Origin of the sequence: Candidatus Amarolinea aalborgensis, assembly GCF_900491745.1 — a bacterium.
In the GTDB taxonomy this organism is placed as follows: Bacteria; Chloroflexota; Anaerolineae; order SSC4; family Amarolineaceae; genus Amarolinea; species Amarolinea aalborgensis.
The window spans coordinates 230,938-250,449 of sequence record NZ_UETR01000004.1; the positions used below are offsets into that span (position 1 = coordinate 230,938).

At 62.3% G+C, this 19,512-nt stretch carries 17 protein-coding genes; 11 read left to right on the plus strand and 6 right to left on the minus strand.

Going from position 1 to position 19,512, the window contains the following annotated elements:
* Nucleotides 1-8: 8 nt before the first annotated feature.
* The 3 genes from trmD to ACPQ6D_RS07545 all read right to left on the minus strand — a co-directional run bounded on the left by trmD (nt 9) and on the right by ACPQ6D_RS07545 (nt 3,046).
* The gene (trmD, locus tag ACPQ6D_RS07535; protein ID WP_423223692.1) at nt 9-836 is read right to left on the minus strand and encodes a tRNA (guanosine(37)-N1)-methyltransferase TrmD; all 828 of its coding nucleotides are present in this window, start codon (nt 834-836) and stop codon (nt 9-11) included.
* Nucleotides 826-1,692: an ABC transporter substrate-binding protein gene (locus tag ACPQ6D_RS07540; protein WP_423223693.1), complete on the minus strand. Its 867-nt coding sequence runs from the start codon at nt 1,690-1,692 to the stop codon at nt 826-828. Before ACPQ6D_RS07540 ends, trmD begins: the two co-directional genes overlap by 11 nt.
* A 256-nt stretch (nt 1,693-1,948) precedes the next feature.
* On the minus strand, nt 1,949-3,046 hold the full coding sequence (locus ACPQ6D_RS07545; protein ID WP_423223694.1) for a beta-galactosidase: 1,098 nt from the start codon (nt 3,044-3,046) through the stop codon (nt 1,949-1,951).
* Between the two features lie 121 nt (nt 3,047-3,167).
* Between ACPQ6D_RS07545 and ACPQ6D_RS07550 the strand changes: the two genes are divergently transcribed.
* The 5 genes from ACPQ6D_RS07550 (at nt 3,168) to ACPQ6D_RS07570 (ending at nt 8,804) form a co-directional block, all read left to right on the plus strand.
* On the plus strand, nt 3,168-4,121 hold the full coding sequence (locus tag ACPQ6D_RS07550) for an NAD-dependent epimerase/dehydratase family protein (protein WP_423223695.1): 954 nt from the start codon (nt 3,168-3,170) through the stop codon (nt 4,119-4,121).
* 2 nt (nt 4,122-4,123) lie between these two features.
* Nucleotides 4,124-4,588 (plus strand): SH3 domain-containing protein, encoded by a 465-nt coding sequence (locus tag ACPQ6D_RS07555; RefSeq protein WP_423223696.1) that lies wholly within the window; start codon nt 4,124-4,126, stop codon nt 4,586-4,588.
* 33 nt (nt 4,589-4,621) lie between these two features.
* The gene (locus ACPQ6D_RS07560; protein WP_423223697.1) at nt 4,622-5,230 is read left to right on the plus strand and encodes a YigZ family protein; all 609 of its coding nucleotides are present in this window, start codon (nt 4,622-4,624) and stop codon (nt 5,228-5,230) included.
* A gap of 516 nt (nt 5,231-5,746) precedes the next feature.
* Nucleotides 5,747-7,483 (plus strand): hypothetical protein, encoded by a 1,737-nt coding sequence (locus ACPQ6D_RS07565; protein WP_423223698.1) that lies wholly within the window; start codon nt 5,747-5,749, stop codon nt 7,481-7,483.
* 61 nt (nt 7,484-7,544) lie between these two features.
* The gene (locus ACPQ6D_RS07570; RefSeq protein WP_423223699.1) at nt 7,545-8,804 is read left to right on the plus strand and encodes a TolB-like translocation protein; all 1,260 of its coding nucleotides are present in this window, start codon (nt 7,545-7,547) and stop codon (nt 8,802-8,804) included.
* A gap of 68 nt (nt 8,805-8,872) precedes the next feature.
* On the opposite strand, the gene ACPQ6D_RS07575 is transcribed toward ACPQ6D_RS07570, so the two are convergent.
* On the minus strand, nt 8,873-9,649 hold the full coding sequence (locus tag ACPQ6D_RS07575) for a class I SAM-dependent methyltransferase (protein ID WP_423223700.1): 777 nt from the start codon (nt 9,647-9,649) through the stop codon (nt 8,873-8,875).
* A 406-nt stretch (nt 9,650-10,055) separates the two neighbouring features.
* On the opposite strand from ACPQ6D_RS07575, the gene ACPQ6D_RS07580 reads away from it, so the two are divergent.
* From ACPQ6D_RS07580 to ACPQ6D_RS07590, 3 genes are all read left to right on the plus strand, one after another.
* Nucleotides 10,056-11,300, plus strand: coding sequence for an MFS transporter (locus ACPQ6D_RS07580; RefSeq protein WP_423223701.1), 1,245 nt, complete (start codon nt 10,056-10,058; stop codon nt 11,298-11,300).
* A complete protein-coding gene (locus tag ACPQ6D_RS07585) occupies nt 11,293-12,351 on the plus strand; it encodes a saccharopine dehydrogenase family protein (protein ID WP_423223702.1) in 1,059 nt (352 codons plus the stop codon). The genes ACPQ6D_RS07580 and ACPQ6D_RS07585 overlap by 8 nt, the downstream gene beginning before the upstream one ends.
* A gap of 133 nt (nt 12,352-12,484) precedes the next feature.
* Nucleotides 12,485-13,324, plus strand: a complete 840-nt coding sequence (locus tag ACPQ6D_RS07590) for a hypothetical protein (protein WP_423223703.1) — start codon at nt 12,485-12,487, stop codon at nt 13,322-13,324.
* 73 nt (nt 13,325-13,397) lie between these two features.
* Here the strand turns inward: ACPQ6D_RS07590 and ACPQ6D_RS07595 are convergent, their stop codons facing one another.
* Nucleotides 13,398-13,730 (minus strand): type II toxin-antitoxin system PemK/MazF family toxin, encoded by a 333-nt coding sequence (locus tag ACPQ6D_RS07595; protein WP_423223704.1) that lies wholly within the window; start codon nt 13,728-13,730, stop codon nt 13,398-13,400.
* Complete coding sequence (locus ACPQ6D_RS07600) at nt 13,727-13,987, minus strand: CopG family ribbon-helix-helix protein (protein ID WP_423223705.1); 261 nt, start codon at nt 13,985-13,987, stop codon at nt 13,727-13,729. The genes ACPQ6D_RS07595 and ACPQ6D_RS07600 overlap by 4 nt, the downstream gene beginning before the upstream one ends.
* Nucleotides 13,988-14,203: 216 nt before the next feature.
* Here ACPQ6D_RS07600 and ACPQ6D_RS07605 point away from each other — a divergent pair, with 216 nt between their 5' ends.
* From ACPQ6D_RS07605 to ACPQ6D_RS07615, 3 genes are all read left to right on the plus strand, one after another.
* Nucleotides 14,204-16,264, plus strand: coding sequence for a hypothetical protein (locus ACPQ6D_RS07605; protein ID WP_423223706.1), 2,061 nt, complete (start codon nt 14,204-14,206; stop codon nt 16,262-16,264).
* A gap of 64 nt (nt 16,265-16,328) precedes the next feature.
* Nucleotides 16,329-17,603 (plus strand): caspase family protein, encoded by a 1,275-nt coding sequence (locus ACPQ6D_RS07610; RefSeq protein WP_423223707.1) that lies wholly within the window; start codon nt 16,329-16,331, stop codon nt 17,601-17,603.
* Nucleotides 17,604-17,812: 209 nt separating this feature from the next.
* A complete protein-coding gene (locus tag ACPQ6D_RS07615) occupies nt 17,813-19,507 on the plus strand; it encodes a TIR domain-containing protein (RefSeq protein ID WP_423223708.1) in 1,695 nt (564 codons plus the stop codon).
* Nucleotides 19,508-19,512 lie beyond the last annotated feature (5 nt).

A 19,512-nucleotide genomic window follows, 5' to 3' on the forward strand; every position in this document is an offset into this window, starting at 1 on the left:
CATGACCGCTAGGTTTTTTCCCAACCCAACGTGCGTAGAAACGCGATATCCTTCTTGCCCAGAACCGCGCGCGCCAGCAGATCAGGGCGTTGGGCCAGAGTGCGGCGCAGACTCTCATGGCGGCGCCACTCGGCCACGCGGGCGTGATGACCTGACAGCAGGATGTCTGGTACATGAAAGCCGCGAAACGAGGGCGGCCGCGTGTAGTGCGGATACTCCAGCAGACCCGTGGCGTGCGAATCTTGCGCGGGCGCTGCGTCGAAACCGAGCGCGCCTGGCAGCAGTCGCGTCACCGCATCCACGATGACCATCGCCGCCAGCTCGCCGCCCGACAGGACATAATCCCCAATGGAAATCTCATCGGTCGCCAGGTGCAGGCGCACACGTTCATCCACGCCTTCATAGCGGCCGCAGATCAAAGCCAGGCGTGCGTGGCCTGCCAGCTCGGATGCCAGGTGCTGGTCGAACGGCCGCCCCTGCGGCGAGAGTAGAATGACCGGGCAGGGCGGGGGGGCAACGTCCGTTTCGATGGGGAGATCACGCAGGGCCGCCCCTGCATCCTGGTCGTTCGTCTCCGTTTGTTCATGGTCCGCACGCCGCGGCGACATCTCCAGCACGGCCTCGACGGCGCGAAAGATGGGGTCAGGCTTCATGACCATGCCGCCGCCGCCGCCAAACGGGTAGTCATCCGTGACCTGGTGCTTGCCTTCGGCAAAATCACGGATGTTGTGCATCTGCACCTGGATGATTCCCGCGCTGCGTGCGCGCGCGATGATGCTGTCGCCAAATGGCCCATCGAACATCGCGGGAAACAGGGTGAAAATATCAAAACGCATGGCCGCGCTCCTTCAGGGTTTCAGCTTCGAGATCGGGGGTTTTCGCTGTAGGGTTCTCGTCCGTGAACCACTTCTGTTCCAGCGCGGGCAAGGCGCCGTCGCTTTGCAGGTCGCGCAGGGCCTGGTTGACCTCAGCCAGCAGCCGCCGCGCCTTACTGGGTAAGGCAATCACGTACGGCGCGCTGGTGAGGGCCGGCTCCAGGATGCGCCCCGCGGCTTGTTGGCCAACGAATTGGCGTGCGGTGACGCCATCCACCACGGCCGCGTCCGCCGCGCCTGTGAGCACCGCTTGCAGCGCCTCGGCCGGGGTAGCGAAGGTGACGATGGTCAGCGCGGGGATGCGCTGGCGCAGGCGCCGCCCTTCGGCGTCCGCATCAGAGCCTAACTCCACCGCCAGCGCGCGGCCGGCCAGATCGGCGCTGGACGTGATCGGCGCAGTTGTTGCCACCAGGCGCAGCCCCGCCTCGAAATACGGCTGCGAGTAGGCAATATCCCTGGTGTAGCGCGGTTCCAGGGGCAGCGCCGAAATCACCGCATCCACGCGCCCGGCCCAAATGGCATCGAGCAGGCCGTCGAAGCCGATGGACTCGAACTGCACGCGCACGCCCCAGCGTCGCGCCAGCGCCGCGGCCAGATCCGCATCGAAGCCGACGATCTGCCCGTTAGCGTCCAGGCTCTCGAAGGGCGGAAAGCTCGGATCTATTCCAACCCGCAGCACGCCCAGGTCACGAATGCGCTGCAGTGAACGATCCTCGGATGGGCGCAGGATCAAGACACTCGCGATTCCCAGCGCCGCCAACACGACGATCAACGCGGAACGCTGAATTCTGACCTCCTGCCGCTTTGCACTTTGCATTTTGCGCTCCCGTCCTCCGCCATTCAGCATTCAGCTTTCCTCATTCCTCCTGCCGCTTTGCACTTTGCATTTTGCGCTCCCGTCCTCCGCCATTCAGCATTCAGCTTTCCTCATTCCTCATTCCTCATTCCTCGTGCCGCTTTGCACTTTGCATTTTGCCCTTTGTACTTCTGCCCTCTGCCATTCAGCATTCAGCTTTCCTCGTTCCTCGTTCCCTCCGCCGCTTTGCCCTCTGTACTTCTGACTTTCTCCTCCCTCACTTCCTTTCCGCATATTGCTGCAGCTCCAGGTAGATCGGCTTGGGCACAAAATCGGACGCGACGAAGGTGAAGTAGTCCTGGTAGGAGCGCGTGGGGGCCGGATAGCGAAACGCCCACAAGCACAGCGCCTGCAGCCAGTCCCACTGCGCGGCCAGGTTGAACGCCTCGATGGTGTTCTGAATGCGCTGCGCGGGGCGCACGGCCTTGGTCCAGCGTGGATGATCGTTCCAGCCGGCCTCGGTGATGATGATCTTCTTCGCGCTGTCGCCATTGCGCACCATCACCGCCCGCAGCAGCTCCACGCGGCGAAAGTTGACCACATCGCTCGCCGGTGGATCGTCCGCGGCAAAAACCCAGCCGTAGGCATGTGCGGCCAGGATGTCGAAGTAGCCCGCGGCGCCGGCGTCGTACATCTGCTGCAGGAAAATCAGATCATCCAGGCCATAGGCCGAGCCGGCAGGGGCCAGCGTGGGCGCCAGCGCGCCGCCGAGCACCTGCACGTTGGGGTCGGCGGCTTTGGCCTGCGCGTAGCTGATCTTGAGCAGCTCCGTGTACGCGGCCGCATCCACCGGGCGGTAGCCCCACTCCAGCGCCAGGTTCGGCTCGTTCCAGATAACGATATAGTGCACGCGGCCCTGAAAGCGGCGCACGAACTCATAGACATAACGGCCAAAGTCGGCGTAGTGCGCTTCATCCAGGTAGAGAAAGGTCGTATTCTTCGGGCGCGCCCACGTGGGCACAAAACCCAGGCGCGCAATGACTGTCAGCCCCTGCGTGACCGCGTGATCTATCACCAGGTCGGCGTGCGCCCAGTCGAAACGGCCCGGCGTCGGTTCGTGATAAGCCCAGGGGAAGTATTCGACCACCCAGGGGGCGCCTAGCTCGCGCACCATCTGCAGCGTGCGCTTGATCTTCCACGGCTCGACCTCATCGGTCAGGCGCGTGTGCATCCCCATCTTCGGGTTGATCGTATGCACGGTCTGCCGCGGACCCAGCACAACCAATGGCTGCGGCGGTGCGGCCAGGACGACAATCACCAGGAACAAGAGCAGACCGCGCAAGAGTGCGCGCGGCTTGAGTGATAATGTTCTCACGTCGCGCATTATACCCGGCGCGGCATCGCATTAGCAAAAGATTGCCCGACTTCTTTGGGGCAAGCTGTCACCTTGTGTTATACTACACTTCCAGCTTGAAAAAGGAGATGGAAAGCGTTTCATGCGAGTGTTGATCACCGGCGGCGCTGGTTTTCTGGGGACGGCGTTAGCCAACCGCTTGATTGAGTTGGGACATCACGTGCGTGTGCTAGACGACCTGAGCGCGGGAGACCCGGCGCGGCTGTCGCCGCGCGTGCTCTTCACGCGCGGCGATGTGCGCGACGTCCCCAAGCTGTGGTCGCTGCTGCAGGGTGTGCAGTGCGTTTTTCACCTGGCAGCCCGCGTCTCCGTGCCGGAATCCGTGCTGTATGCGCGTGACTACAACGACGTCAACGTCGGCGGCACCGTGGCGTTGATGGAAGCGATGCGCGACGTGGGTGTGCGCCGCGTCGTGCTGGCTTCATCCGCCACGATTTACGGCACGCAGCCGCGCCAACCTCTACATGAGTCTCTATCCCCCAATCCGCAGGTGCCCTATGCCGTCGCGAAACTAGCTGCCGAACACTACGTCTTCACCCTGGGCGCGCTCCATGCCATCGAGACGGTGGCCCTGCGCATTTTCAATGCCTACGGGCCCGGCCAACGTATTCCACCGGTTCATGCGCCAGTGGTGCCTCAGCTGCTCAAACAGACGCTGGCCGGCGGTTCCCTGGTCGTCTTTGGCAACGGCGAGCAGACCCGAGACTTTGTCTACGTGGATGATGTCGTCGCGGCGCTTGTAGCCGCCAGCCAGGCGCCAGACGTGGACCGCCAGATCATCAATGTCGGATCAGGACGCGAAACCAGCATCAATGAATTGATCCAGGCCATTGCGCGTGCCGCCGGGCGTACGCCGGAGGTGCTTTACAACGATCATGAGACCGGCGGGGTCGTGCACATGGTGGCAGATCTAGGCAAGGCTCATCGCTTGCTCAATTACGCGCCTAGTGTGACCCTGGAACAGGGCCTGGCGCAGCTGCTGGAGAAAGATCCACGCGTTCGCCCATCCTATGGCCCTGGCCGGGGAGAATCGTAACCATGCAATCATCATCGGCAACGCCGATTTGGAATCGGTTTGGCATCGGGTTGGTGGCTGGATTCGCGCTGGTAGGCGCTATCCTCTGCCTGGTGGCTTTCCTATTTGTGCGCCCCGAGCTGAATGTAGGCCCTAGCCCGGCGTGGACGCCGCCCGCCGTGGCCCTGGCGCCGACGGACACCCCAGCGCCTCCTTCTGTGCAGGGGGCCGAGCCGCGACTTGCCGTCGGCCGGCGCGGCCAGGTTATCTCGGCCGCGGCTGTCAACCTGCGGCGCACCCCTGGCTACCTCAACAAACCGGCTGGCGATGTCCTGGGCACTGTGCTGCGCGGCGCCACGGTGGACATCATTGGTGGGCCGCAGTCTGTGGATAACCTCACCTGGTGGCAGGTGCGCGCCGGTGACCGCGCAGGCTGGATGGCCGAAACGCGCGCCAGCGGCGAGAGTCTACTGCAACCTGCGCCCTGAGATGGGCGTCCCTGTGTTCTATCACCACCTGCGATGACGACCCGCTATCCCATTCCAGCCCATCAAGTCCGCGCGGAAGAAATCCTCTTGCGTTCGCGTTTCATCACCACGCTGGCGCCAGTCCCCACCCTGGACGCCGCGCGGGCTTTCGTGGCGGCGGTGCGCGCAGAATTTACCGACGCCACGCACAACTGCTGGGCTTACGTCGTCGGCGCGCCTGGCTCCACCGCACAGATTGGCATGAGCGACGACGGCGAGCCGGCTGGCACCGCCGGCAAACCGATGCTGAACGTCTTGCTGGGAAGTGGGGTGGGCGATGTGGCGGCTGTGGTCACGCGCTATTTTGGCGGCGCCAAGCTCGGCACCGGCGGTTTAGTCCGCGCATACAGCGGCGGCGTCAAGACCGCGCTGCAGCAATTGCCCCTGGTGGAAAAAGTCGAACGCGTGTTGCTGCAGGTGATCTTGCCGTACCGCTTGTATCAGCCCGTGGAACGGTTGCTGCCTGCGTTCGAGGCCGAGGTGATCGAGAGCCAGTTCGGAGCCGAGGTCACGTTGCGCGTGCGCCTGCCTGTCGAGCATGTCAACGATTGGCGCGGCGCGCTGCGTGAGCTGAGCGCCGGCGCCATTCAGGTTGTGGAGTAGGGGCGCACGCTTGTAGCCGACCAGGCCTGGTATTTGTCCTCGAGAACGCCGAGGGCGCGAAATTTGGGTCGGAATTCACGTTAGGTTACTCTAAGAAGGAGGCGTTCGTTATGGTTCTAACATTTTCGACATTCTTTCGACGTATGCTATTCCTGGCGCTCGCTGTCGCCTTGTTGCCCCAACCTGTCATGGTTGTTGTACCCCCCCCCCCACGCACTGCAAATAAATCATAATACAACGCATATCGTTGAATCTGAATATCTGGTCAACCCCAATTTCGAAGGCTATCGCACTGGCTGGGCAGAACTTCCCTCGAATAGCATCATTTTTCCTGGCTCGTCTCTTCCTTTGTGGCCGCACGGTGGATATTATGCAGCCTGGCTTGGAGGAAGTGACAACAATAACGACAGGCTCTATCAAGATGTCACCCTTCCAGCCAATATCAGCAGCGCTGTTTTCCAGGTCTGGTATTATGTAAGCACCAGCGAGAACACGACAGGATACGATTGGCTGAAGGTGAGAATCGTCAACCCTGGTGACGAGAACCAGGTCTATGCCACGATTCTGGACCGTGACGCCTATCCGGCGACCAACGCCTGGGTTAGCCTGAATCGCCTCCTGACCGCCGTTGAAATCAATAGCGTGGTTGGGAGAACAGTCCGGGTACTCTTCGTCGGCCACACCGATTCCTCTTTGACATCCAATTTCCTGGTTGACGATCTAAGCTTCAATCTGCAACTTCTTCCGCCCACGGCGACTCCCACCCCCACGCTTACCCCAATCCCGCCTACCGCGACCTGGACACCCACGTTCACCCACACGCCGACGCGCACCCCGACCCCAACCTATACGCGCACCCCCACGCACACGCCGACTTCAACCTACACGCGCACCCGCACTCCGACGGCAACCTACACTCGAACGCCCACCATTACCCCTACGCGTACCCGCACGCCGACGGCCACGCGCACGCCGACGCGCACCCCAACCCCGCCGGTGGCTACTCCAACCCCTTCGCCCACCAGAACGCCGACCAGGACGATCACGGCGACCCCAACCCCGCCCCCGTCAGACCGTAAGATTAAGACCGGTATGCACCTGGGCACCCAACCCGTTGCGCAGTGGAGTGACCCCATGCTGACCAAGTTGCGGCCGCCCAACGGCAAGTGGCCGGCCGCGATCATGGTGATCAGCAGCAACCTGTATGAGATTCAGCGCAACGGCACTGCTGGTTGCAGCATCATCGGCGCGCAGGTTAGGAACTCGACTCTCTTCAACTATTTGCGAGCGGCCGCAAACGCGGGCGTGAAGGTGCTCATCCGCATCCATCCTTCACCGGGAAACTTCATGGATTACGCCATCACGCCGCAACCCCATCGTCTGCTGGTGGATCCCACGGCGACCCCGCCAGGGACCAGTGACCTGTGCCATCCTGACGGCTATCGCCCCATCGCTGATCTGGCCCGTGAAATGCACTTCATCCATGACCTCAACCAGCAGGGTGGCTGGAGTGAATTCGGCTTCGAGCCGGCCAATGAACCAAACACCGAGTGGTATGTGCTGGATGGTACCGCAACGGGATTGATTGATATGCAAAGCCCAACCGCCTGGCAGGACATGAGGGACTATTTCAACCACCTGTATGACTATGTACACTCCACGTTTCCAGGCGTTCGTGTCTTAACGCCTTCGATGGCACAAGGCGCTTACGCAGAACCAAGAGAGTTCACCAAATGCACACCTTTGGCGCTTCGAAACACGAACCAGTCGGGTTACGAAGTAATATCCACTACCTATTCGACTCATAACGACGGGTTTGCCTGGCACAACTACTGGCGCCCTGGCAAAGAACTTTGGGACAACAGTTTTTGCCCAACCAACTCCTCTACACCTGCGGGGGACCATGTCTTCCAGTATTTCCCCTCGGCTATGCGCGCGAATATCCAGGGCAGCGGTAAGCCCGCCTTCATCACTGAGGCTGATCTCTACTCGCCGTGTCAAGGATGGTATAACCCAATGATGTCAAACAAAGACAATAATGACGATGGGGTGACGGCCTCTAACTCCCTGCGTGCATTTGTCATGGCTGAAGCAGGGGCCGACTACGTAATTGCCTGGCTGCTCACGGACGGTCTCAGCGACGCTGCGCAGTGCATTAGTATGGATGATACGGAAATTGCCTGGCATGAAGCCTACCGCGATAACACGGGGGATCGCCCCTGGTTCACCCGTTGGTGGGCTGGTCCTGAGTGAGACCGAGAAGAATTCCGCAATGGGCGATTGATCTACTCCGATGAGTTCACAGGAGGTTATCATGAACGAGAGTTATCTCAGAAGCTGGCTGGCAGGACTTGTGATTGTGGTTGCCATGACCAGCTTGTCTGGATGTCTAGCGCCCGGCACAGGCGATATCGCTCTGCCGTCCGGGGATGTTCCGTTGCTTGAGGCCACGACTATTCCGTCAGGAGATGCCCCGGCCACGGCGGTGTCGCTTGACGATGCTACAGGAGTCGCGACAGCCAGTCCGATGCACGAGGTGCGACTAGGGGAAACGAACGAAATCGCCCCTGCACCTTCGCGTCGCTATCGCGTTCGCATGGAAGACCAAAGTATTGGGGTACAGCGCGGTGTCATGGCCCATAAGCATAGCTTGTACTTGCATGACAATGAGACAGGCCAGGAGTTTCGCTTGGGGGACGATAGTGGCCAGGCCGATTTTGAGGCTATAGACGACCAATATCTAGTTTGGCGTTGGTCGCTCTGTGATCCCTGGCCATGTCAGGATCGGGCGCAAGGACTTTATGCCTACGATCTCACGACCGGCGAACAAGCGTACATCGGATTGGGAATTGATGTTTGGATGTCGAATCAATGGATCATCTTCACCAGTGACGAAGGCACTAACAAACGTGTGGGACTGCGCGCCTACAACTTGGAGACCGGCGACGAGATTGTCATTACCAGGGCACGAGCTGCCTTTCTCGGTATCCGCACGATGACGCTCTATCATATCAACGAAGGAATGATTGCTTGGGTGGATTATGACGAAGAAACCGGACAGATGGCCTTAGCTGTATTCGATCTAAGCACCAGCACCCGCCGCATACTCGATATTCCTGGACTATTCGGAAAACATTCCCCTCCCTCCCAGATTCGCGTTTCTCGAACACAGGTTGTGTGGCGGGATGAGACGCAACGCGGGTACGATTTGCGATACGACGTAATCTATGCAATCCCAATCATGCCGCCTGGGCTGGAAGATATCTCGGCTGACTACCTCGATCCCATTCTCGTCAGTGGAAATTACGTAACTTGGGGATTGGAGATCAATGGACAAGCTCGTTATTTCATGGCGCCGGTGATCGTAGATGGTGAGGTTTCGCCATTGCCGTCGCCTCTGCCCACGGCGACGGTGGTGTACCAATCCATCTTTCATGATCCACCGCCGGAACCCCTACCGACAGAGACACCGAAGGAGACGCCCACGCCTGAGACGCCGACCGACACGCCGACGCCCAGGGATACGCCCATACCGACGGCAACCGACACACCGACGACTGCACCGACCAGGTGAGCCAGGCACCCTGCACAGAGCCGAATAAACAGGTTGCCTTCGTTACCAGTTTGTTCTCTTGAATTCCATCAGCCGCCCGGCTTGACGGCCCGCGTGGCGATGAACGTTGCCAGGTAGTCTGTAAACACCTCGTCCGGACTGCGATCCTCGAAGAATCCGGTCAAGACAAAGCCGGCCGCCAGCTGCCCGCCGATTTGATCGTCTAGCGTATGGCCGAATTCTAGCGGTGCGCCCTGAGCCAGGTAACGCTGGCGCTCCTCTTCGGTCAAATCGGTTAAGTCAGCGTAGGGCAGGCGGTGGCGCACCTTCAAGATGCCCTGATCGGCCAATTCAACGTCGAATAGGTAGCGCACGGGGTTGGCGAAGCCGGCCAGGAGCGCGCCGCCCGGCCGTAGCACACGGTAGCACTCACGCCAGACCGGGCGCACGTCAGGCGCAAATAAGTTCGAGACCGGGTGGAAGATCAGATCGAAGGAGTCATCAGCAAACGCAGAGAGATCGGCCATGTCGCCCTGCACCGTGCGGATGGTAAGCCCCTCCCGCTCAGCCACCTCGCGATCACGCGCCAACTGCGCGGGCGAGTTGTCGAAGACTGTCACCTGGGCGCGGGCCGCGGCCAAGACCGGCCCCTGCTGCCCGCCGCCCGACGCCAGGCACAGGACATCGCGCCCGGAGAGCGGATCCGGAAACCATGACCTGGGCACGGGGATGGTGGGCGTCAGCACGATCGCCCAGTGTCCCAAGCGCGCCTGCGCCACCACCTCCGCGCTGACCGGCACCGTCCACGGGTTACCCTGCTCTACCTGTTGATTCCACGCCTGCCGATTGTACGCCACAACATCCATTGTTTTCTCCTCTTGATTGGTCTATGTGTCAGCCCCATCTTACTCTATCCGCGTATGCCTTACAAACTACTGGATCACCGCGAAGTCGCTAAGACGCGAAGAGCCAATTATTCTTGGCGCTCTTGGCGTCTTAGCGGTTCAGTATCTGAGAGACATGACGGCAGGTTTGAAGCCGGCGGCGATTTGACAAGCGTTGAGCGGCGGCATACTATGACTCCGATTAGCATCAGTCTGGCCGAACCGCTCCCAAAAGGCGCCGACTGCAGCCGCCGAATGAATTCGGGCCGAAAGGGCGTTCCGCCGCCAGGTCGGCCTGCGCCGACCGGCATCGCGTCTACGCAGGTTGGACGCCCGGCGGTACGCCCATCAGGCGTGATTTCAATCGCTCGCGAGGAGAAAATAAAGCGTGAGTCTTCTTAACCCCAAACCAGCCGCGGGCGTGCGCAGCTTGCCGCGCAATGTCTGGGCGGTCAGTGTCACCAGCTTCTTGATGGACACCTCCAGCGAGATGGTCATCAATTTGCTGCCGCTCTTTTTGTCCAACGTCTTGGGCGTCAAGACCAACATCATTGGCCTCATCGAGGGCGTAGCCGAGGCGACCTCCAGCCTGCTCAAACTCTTTTCTGGCTGGCTGTCCGACCGCCTGCGTGCGCGCAAATGGCTGGCGGTGGCCGGTTATGGCATTTCCGCCCTGGCCAAGCCCTTCTTCTATGTCGCCACTGGTTGGGGCGCCATTGCCGGTGCACGTTGGGCCGATCGCGTCGGCAAAGGCGTGCGCACCGCGCCACGCGATGCTCTGGTCGCTGACTCCGTCACGCCCGCGCAGCGCGGCCTGGCCTTTGGTTTTCATCGTGCGGCCGATACCGCGGGCGCCGTCCTGGGGCTGGCGATTGCACTGTTGGTCGTCTGGCTGGCGCAGTCTGGCAGCGCGGGCCTGACCGCCAGCACCTTTCGCACGCTGGTGCTCATCAGCCTGATCCCGGCGGCGCTGGCGGTCATTACGCTGGCGTTGGGGGCCACGGATGTGCCGGTCAGCGGGACGGCCAAGGCCCCGTCGTTTGGCTTCAAGGGCCTGGGGCGACCGTTTCTGCTCTTTATGCTCATCGTCGGCATCTTCGACCTGGGCAATTCCTCCGACGCGTTCCTGGTATTGCGCGCGCAAGAGCGCGGCCTGAGCGTACTCGGCGTGCTCGGCATGCTCATCACCTTCAACGTGATCTATACGCTCATTTCAACCCCGGCTGGCGCTCTATCTGACCGCATCGGTCGGCGGCGCCTGCTGATCGGCGGCTGGCTGGTCTACGCGCTGATCTACCTGGGCTTTGGACTGGCGCAGACGGCCTGGCACATCTGGGCGCTGTACGCCGTGTACGGCTTTTATTACGGCATGGCCTATGGCACGGCCAAGGCCCTGGTGGCCGACCTGGTGCCGGCCAATCTGCGCGGCACGGCCTTTGGCACCTACAACGCCGTACTCGGAATCCTCGATTTTCCAGCCTCCGTCATCGCCGGCGTGCTTTGGCAAGGCGTTGGACGCTGGGCCGGCCTGGGACCATCCGCGCCCTTCATCTTCGGCGCGGCCACAGCCCTGATCGCAGCCGTCGCCATGGCGTTCGTCTTACGTGGACAACCGGAGGGAAGTCATGTCTGATCCATTCATGATCTACGGCGCCACCGGCTACACCGGCCAGTTGATCGCTCGCCTGGCCGTGACGCAAGGCTTGCGCCCGCTGCTGGGCGGACGTTCGGCCTCCGCCCTGGCTGCCCTGGCCGGGGAACTGGGCCTTGATTACCGGATCGCGCCGTTGACCGATGCCGCCGCCCTGGACGCGGCGTTGGAAGGCGTGGGCGCGGTCGTGAACGCGGCTGGCCCGTTTGTGCACACCGCGCAGCCAATGGTGGATGCCTGTCTGCGCACGGGCGTCCACTACCTGGACATCACCGGTGAAATTGCCGTTTTCGAGGCGCTGGCGCGGCGCTCGGCCGAGGCCAGGGCGGCTGGCATTAGCCTGCTGCCTGGCGTTGGCTTCGATGTCGTGCCCACGGACTGCCTGGCGGCACACCTCAAGGCGCGGCTGCCCAGCGCCACGCACCTGGCGCTTGCGTTTCGCAGCGTCGGCAGCACCTGGTCACGCGGCACCATGAGCACCATGATCCAGAGCATTGATCGCATGGGCGCGGTTCGGCAGCAGGGCAAGATTCGCCAGGCGCCGGCGGCGTGGAAGACGCGCGCAGTTGACTTCGGTCGCGGCCCGGTGACGTGCGTCACCATACCCTGGGGCGATGTATCAACGGCTTTCCACAGCACCGGCATCCCCAACATCGAGGTTTATGCGGCCTTTCCGGCCGCCGCACGCCGCGCGCTCGTGGCCAGCCGCTGGGTGGGCGGCCTGCTGGCCGCGGCGCCTGTGCAGCGGATGCTCAAGCGCGCCATCGGCGCCGGGGCGCCGGGGCCAAGCGCCAGCCAGCGCGAACAGGGATTCAGCCTGGTGTGGGGAGAGGTGCGCGATGACCAGGGGCAGGTGCGCGTATCGCGGCTGCGTACGCCGGAGGGTTATCAGCTCACTGCCCTGACCGCGCTGACGGCCGTGCGGCGCGTACTGGCTGCTGAGACTTCCCCCGGTTTTCTGACGCCGTCGCTGGCGTTCGGGGCCGATTTCATCATGCAGTTTGCGGGTGTCGTGCGTGAAGACCTACCATGAGCGCCGCATCGCCTGCTTGCCAGCTTCTGGTTTTTACCTCATCGTGGTAGAATCAGCCGCGCTTGGCCGCTGTCAAGCCTAATGCCGGACGCCCGCTCGCGATCCGAGCCAATCTGAAATCAGAGGATGTCCGATGTCACGTTTGTTCCGACGCCGCACCCGCTTCAATAGCAATTCTGGCCGCGCTGGCCCGGCCGCTTCACGGCCCCTTGCCCGCGGCATGATCAAGACCGCCTGGCTGCCGCTGCTGGCCGTGGTCCTGCTCACGTTCCTGCTGGCCGGCTGCGGCGCGGCGGGTCCCGCTGCTACGGCCACACCCACGAAGACGCCGAAGCCGCCGGCCACCGCAACCCCGCTCCCGCCAACAGCCACGCCGCTTCCACTGCCTACGGACACCCCCGCCGCCACGGCGACGCCTGTCCCAAGCGACACCCCCGCGCCGACGGAGACGCCGCTGCCGACGGCAACATCGGCGCCGCCGACGGCTGCGCCCGTGCGACCAACGAACACCCCGCGTCCACGCGTGGTTCCGCCCACCAATACCCCGGCGCCGCCGCCCGTCGCCGACCCCTGCGCCAGTATCGGCGGCGATGGCTGCAAGTTCAAGGTGCGCGGCGGTCCTGGTTTTCAGGACAACGGCGGCGGCGAGCTGAAGATACAATTGGCTTTTGTGCACAGTGGTGTGGATGGTGGACAGCCGCAGGGCGATTACCGTATCCGCTTATCCAAAGATGGACAGCCGGTGCCTGGTCCGGAAAACGTGCTCAGCATCGCGCTGAACGCCAACCAGGGACCGCTGGGCAAGTACAACTGGGAATTTGCCATTCCGGCCGGTCAACTGCCGGGCGGCGCTGTGGGCGGCAGCTACACGATGTACGTCCTGGATGGCAACCGCGAGCGCGACAGCCGCGATTTTTCGTTCAACCTGGGCAACAACCAGGGCTTCGTGTGGATACTGTGGGATCAGAATTGAACCGATGCACCCTGGCGCGGTCGCAACGCCGCGCCAGGGTGTCGTCTCGTCAGTCGCTGCGCAGTTACAGCTCTTAGCGGTCTGGTAAATCCAGAGCAACCCATAACGCCTGGTTCAGCATTTCCATCATGCTGGGCGTCAAGGCGCCGATGTCGTTAGTCAGCAGCGATTTGGGCAGGCTGACCAGTTCATCGCAGTGAATGCTGCTATCGTGCTTCAGTCCCTCCGCAATCCCGACCGCCACCTGTGTTGACAGACCGTCATGATTCGAATACACAGGCGCGCAGATGACCGTGGAGAAACGGGACTCAATCAAAACCTGCCGGCTGACAACCACGAAGACCCGTGACTTCTTTGGGTCGCGCGCCGAGGGATTTGTCACCCGATACAGGTCGCCGCGCTTCATAGCCCCACCTGGTACGTCAGTACGTCCTCGGCCTCCTGATTGAGTTCATCTGCGCGTTGATTGATGATCTCCAGGTCGCGTGCGTTCTGTTCTTCTCGCTTGCGTTGCGCCAGGAAGATGCGTACAGCCTGTTCTATGAAGTCAGAACGGCTTGTATGGCGTGGACGGAAGCGATCAACGGCGAGCAAAAGCTCTTTGGGCAACAGCACGGTCGCCTTGGCCCGACCAGGCATGTTCGTCATTGTTTCATTTAGCATGTATGCCATTCCCTCATCGCGTATCTATGCCGATGCAAGCCCGATGACCGTATTATACCACAGCGAGACGGTGCAGCTATTTCGACAAGATAGAATTGATTCCAGGGCATACATCGAAGTTTCTCACATTCTATTCAAGCACCGTCTGCACAACCACTACTTTTGTGGTAAAATCACCACACTCGATTCCGTGCCCGTTCACCTGGAGACGAACCCATGTTACGTCGCTTTCTGCTGACGCTCATCGTCCTGCTGCTGCTCGCGCCAAACGCCGCGGCGTACGCGCCGGCCTCGCTCCTCCTCCCCATCTACACCGATGCCCTGGCCGCGGATTGGCAGAACTGGAGTTGGAGTACGACGCTCGACTTCAGCGCGCCGGACCCGGTCAGCGGCTTGCCCGATCGTGCGCTCTCCGTTCATTACACCGACCCCTGGGCTGGCCTGAGTCTGCGCCATGCGGCCATTGCCGCCAACGCCTATGACACGCTGCGCTTCGCCATTCACGGCGGCGGCGTGGGCGGCCAGGTGATCCAGGTGGCGGTGCAGCTCAATGACAGCGGCGGCGAGCAGCCGCCCGTGGCGTTGAATCAGTACCTGCCGCCCGGCGGCGTGCCAGCCAACGCCTGGGCCGAGGCGGCGATTCCCCTGGCCGATCTGTTGCCCACGCCGGCGCCAACCTTTGCGCGTATCAACTGGCAAAACGTCAACGGCGGGGCCAACGCCGCCTTCTACTTGGACGATATCCGCCTGACGGGGCCAGACCCGGCGCCGCCGCAGCTAACCATTCACGCCGCGCAGGGCGTTCGCCGCTTACCGCCGGCCCTGTTTGGCAGCAACGCTGCGTACTGGGATGGCAACATTCACGCGGACGCCGATGTGGTCGCCAAACTGGCGGCCGGCGGCATCACCGTGCTGCGCTATCCGGGCGGCAGCAGCGCGGACGAGTATCACTGGGCGGCCTGGGATCCAGGCAATGCCGGCAATGCCTGGGCCATGAACACCACGGAGTTCATCGGCCTGGCGCAGGCGCTCAACGCGCAGACCCTCTTCACCGCCAACTTCGGCAGCGGCGCCGCGGCCGAGGCCGCGGCCTGGGTGCAGTTCACCAATATCACCCATGCCTGGAATGTGCACACGTGGGAGATCGGCAACGAAATCTACGGCGATTGGGAAACGAGTTGGACGCACGATGGCAGCCAGTACATGCTGGGCGACGCGACGCACGATGGCGCCAACGCGTTTTGTGCAGCCATGAAGGCGGTGGATCCCACGATCGCGGTTGGCATCGTGGGCGCGCTCAACGCCAGCGAATACAACGGCTGGGGGCCGGCGGTGTTGAGCAACGCCAGTCCCTGCATTGACTTCTACGTTATCCATCGCTACGCGTTGGAACCGGGCAATACCAACTACCAGCAGCTGCTGCAGGACGCGCCGACCAACTGGCCTGCGATCATGGCCGACGTGCGCGCAATGCTGGCGACCTATGCGCCCGCGCGACACCTGTCCATCGTCGCCAATGAGTACAACGCCTACTACACTGAGCCGGAAGAGCTGCAGCTGCAAACCGTCAATCTACTCTTCCTGGCCGACACCCTGGGGCAGTTGCTGCAGGGCGGCGCAGCCGCGGCCAATCAGTGGGACATCGTCAACGGCCTGTCGAGCAATGGCGGCGATTACGGCCTGCTGCTCAATTGGGACAACTACCGCCGCACGCCTGGCTATTTCAGCCTGCCGCTCTGGCGCCAGATGGGCGATAGGCTGCTGGCGCTGGACAATTCCGCCAACGCGGCCACCGCCTTCAGCGCGTACGCGGCCCTGGGCAACAACGGCCTGACCGTTCTGGCGATCAACAAGACGGATCAACCGCTGGCCGCCACGCTCACGCTGCAAAATTTCACACCGAGCGGCAGCGGCGTCGCCTACGTGGCGGCCGGTGCCAGCCTTGACGCGACCAGCGTCAGTTACAACGGCAACCCCAATCCGCCGATCAACCTGGGCAGCGTCGCGCCGCTGGCAGTCAGCGGCGTAACGCCCACCTTCACCTACACCTTCTCGCCCTACAGCGTCACCACGCTGCGCCTGGCGGGCGCGCTGGCCTGCACCTGGTCTGATGTAGATTGCGACGGCGACACGCAGTTGGACGACATCATCGCGCTGGCCGGGCGCTGGGGCAGCCGCGAGGGCGACACTGGCTGGAACGCGCGCTTCGATCATGACGCGGATGGCGCGCTGACCGTGGTGGATGTGCAGGCCGCGGCCGCCCAATGGACGCCGTGAGGGGCGGCCACAGGCTTGATCCGCCGGGCCGGGCCACGCCGCTTTCAAGGAGAAGGCTCCTACGATGCCTGTCATGACTAACGCCCATGCGCTTGTGGTTGGTATCACCGGCTACCAGCACATCAATCCACTGCCTCCTGTCGCCGATGCTCAGGAGATCCGCGATTTGCTGGTGGATCAGAACCACTGCGCGTATCCACCGCAGAACGTACAGCTTCTGCTGGAAGAACAGGCGACCCAGGCGGGGATTCGCCAGGGACTGGCCAACCTGGCGCAGCGCGCGGATCAGGATGCGACCGTATTCATCTATTTCTCGGGTCATGGGGGTCAGATCTCGTCTGGCTCTCGCGCCGGCGCGTACCTGCTGCCGATTGATACGCGCTATCCATCGGATGAGGCCTTGGCGCTGTCGGCGATTTCGGGCGTGGAGTTTACGAACGCGCTGAACGCCCTTCAGGCTCGCAAGGTGGTGGTAGCCTTCGACTGTTGTCATGCCGCGGGCATTGGCAGCCCCAAGGACGCGCTGGCGGCGCCGACGTTCCAGGCCGGTCTACCCGACAGCTATTACGATGTTCTCAAGTCCGGCCGCGGACGCGTGATCCTCTCATCTTCGCGCAGCAACGAGTACTCCTATGTGCTGGCGGGAGCCAAGCTCAGCCTCTTCACCACGCATCTGCTGGCCGGGCTGCGCGGCGGCGTCGTCAGCCGCGACGGCATGATCCGCATCTTCGATCTGTTCGAGTACCTGCAGCCCCGCGTGACGGCTGCCCATCCCAGCCAACACCCTATCTTCAAAGCCGAGGTAGAGGAGAACTTTCCCGTTGCACTCTACCTGGGAGGAGAGGCAGCGGACACGCCTACAAACCTGGATGACTACCGCTATGATGCTTACATCAGCTACGTGGACGCAGATGCAGACGCCGCCTGGGTTTGGGAGACGCTGGCGCCGCGCCTGGAAGAGGCCGGCCTGCGGGTGGCAGTTTCCAACGACGTGGAAGAACCCGGCGTGGCCCGCGTGGTCACCATCGAGCGAGGCATTCGCCAGGCCAAGCGCACCGTACTGGTCCTTTCCAACGCCTACCTGGCCAGCCACCTGGCGGACTTCGAGAATATCCTGGCCCAGACCCTGGGCATCCAGGAGGGCAGCTATCGTCTGCTGCCTGTCAAGATTGCACCGATAGATGAGAGCCGGCTGCCCGTGCGTCTCAGCATGCTGACCATGTTGGATTTCACACGGCCCGCGCGCGCCGAGCGCGAGTTTGACCGGCTCGTGCGGTCGCTGCGAGGACCGCTGCCGCGACAGCTTCCAAATCTTACATCCGCACGCGGGCCATTTTGACATACGCGCGGGTTGGATGTAAGATCGAACAAGATAACGCGGTTTATTGTGGGAAAACGTGACATCTACAGTAACCGATTTGTGTTGTCAGCACCTCACCCCTGCATATTGCTCATGGACCGCAAGTTTGCTCCTTCCCCATCTCTAGCGGCTTGGCTGTTGGTTGACAACTGCTGCGATAGGGGCCGAGCTCAGCCGGGAGGCTTCGCGTGGCGAGCCAGGACAGCTTCCAGTACGACGCCTTTATCAGCTACCACCAGGCGGATGAAGAATGGGCGCATACGTGGCTTCTACCGCGCCTGGAAGCCGACGGCGTGCGGATGGTCACGGAAGCGGACTTCGAGAGCGGCAGCGCCCAGGTTGTTGAGATCGAGAGAGCGATTCGGAGCAGTCGCTGCACCGTTGCCATCCTCACCCCTGACTGGTTACGAAGCAATTGGAACAACTACGAGATCGTCCTTTCGCAGACGCAGAATCTGTCTGATCTCAAACGCAAAATCATTCCTGTCCTGCTCAAACCCTGCGAAGTGCCTTTTTTACTAAGGCACCTGGTCGTCGCCGATCTGACCGATGAGAGCAAGCGTGAGAAACGGGTGCGCGCATTGGCGCAGGATATTTTTGGCCGATCCTGGGCGCCTGCGCCCAATTTGCCGCGCCAGGGCGAGGATTGGCAGGCATTCTGGCCGCAGCTTCGGCTTTGGCTGCGCCGGCGCCAGCAGCTGGGGCGCTGGGGTGTGGCGGCGGGATTCTTCCTGCTGCTTCTTCTGCTCATGGGGCTGCAAATCGGGCCATTTCGTCCCGCTCCCGGCTGGCGCGACCTGGGTTTTCGTGGAGCAGGCGCCTACAATATCGCTCGTGTGGGCGATGCCTTGCTGGTCAGCAGCGACACGGCCAAAGGCAACTGCTTCGACGCCGTCGCCATGTGGCGCAGCACCGACGCTGGCGCCACCTGGCCGCCTGTGTCCGTGTCCGAACTCTGTTTCGACCTGGTGCGACAAGGCCAGCAGTGGGCGGCTGTGCGCGCCTTCGCCCCCACCTGGTCACCCACCCTGCCTCAGGCGCCGCCGCGCCTCTACGGCATCACCTCCGACGTTGGCGTGATCGTGAGCACAGATGCGGGGGCCGCCTGGCAGCTCGTACCATCTCCAGACTTTCCCAGGGATCCGAAATACCTGGCGGCCTCAGCCACCGACCCTAACTTGCTTATGGTGGCGCCGTACAACAAACCTGGTCTTTACCGCTCGCGCGATGGCGGAGTTAGCTTCACGCGACTAGACGGCGGCAAGACGTGTTCGAACGTAGATGCTGGTCTGACGACCCTTCCAACAGAATTCGTCGTCGGCGCTTTGCTCGCAACCGATGCGGGTTTCATTGTCGGCAGCGACGTTCTGGATCGCCATAGCCCTGGCGCCGGCCTTTACTTGAGCCGCGATGGCGGCGACTGCTGGCAGCAGCTCGAAGGGGGCGACGCTACTTGGGGCTATGAAGCGATGGCGGCGATACCCGGACGTGCGGATGATATTCTGGTCGCCGTGCGCGATGGCACATTCGGCCGCGACCAGGCCAGTGATTTCCTCTACCGTTACAACATCGCCGCCGCCTTTGTCGGCCCGCGCCGCTTGATGCCGCTGTTGTGGAAAGGCAACAGCGCGGTCAGCTCGCTCTTCGTCGGCGCGGACGAGCCGCCCATCGCCTACGTGGCCTCGGAATTTGGCGTTGTCTATTACGGCCCTGTGGATCAGCCCACGGCGTGGGCTCAGACCACGCGTTTTCTTACCTGTCTGCTTTCATGCGAGCTCCGCCTTGCGCCCGATGTGCAGGGCGCTCGCCCCTTGTTATTGGCCGATCAGCGCATCTTTCGCTGGAACGATCAGACTGCCTGGCTGCGGCGCTGGTGGCCGTAACCGTT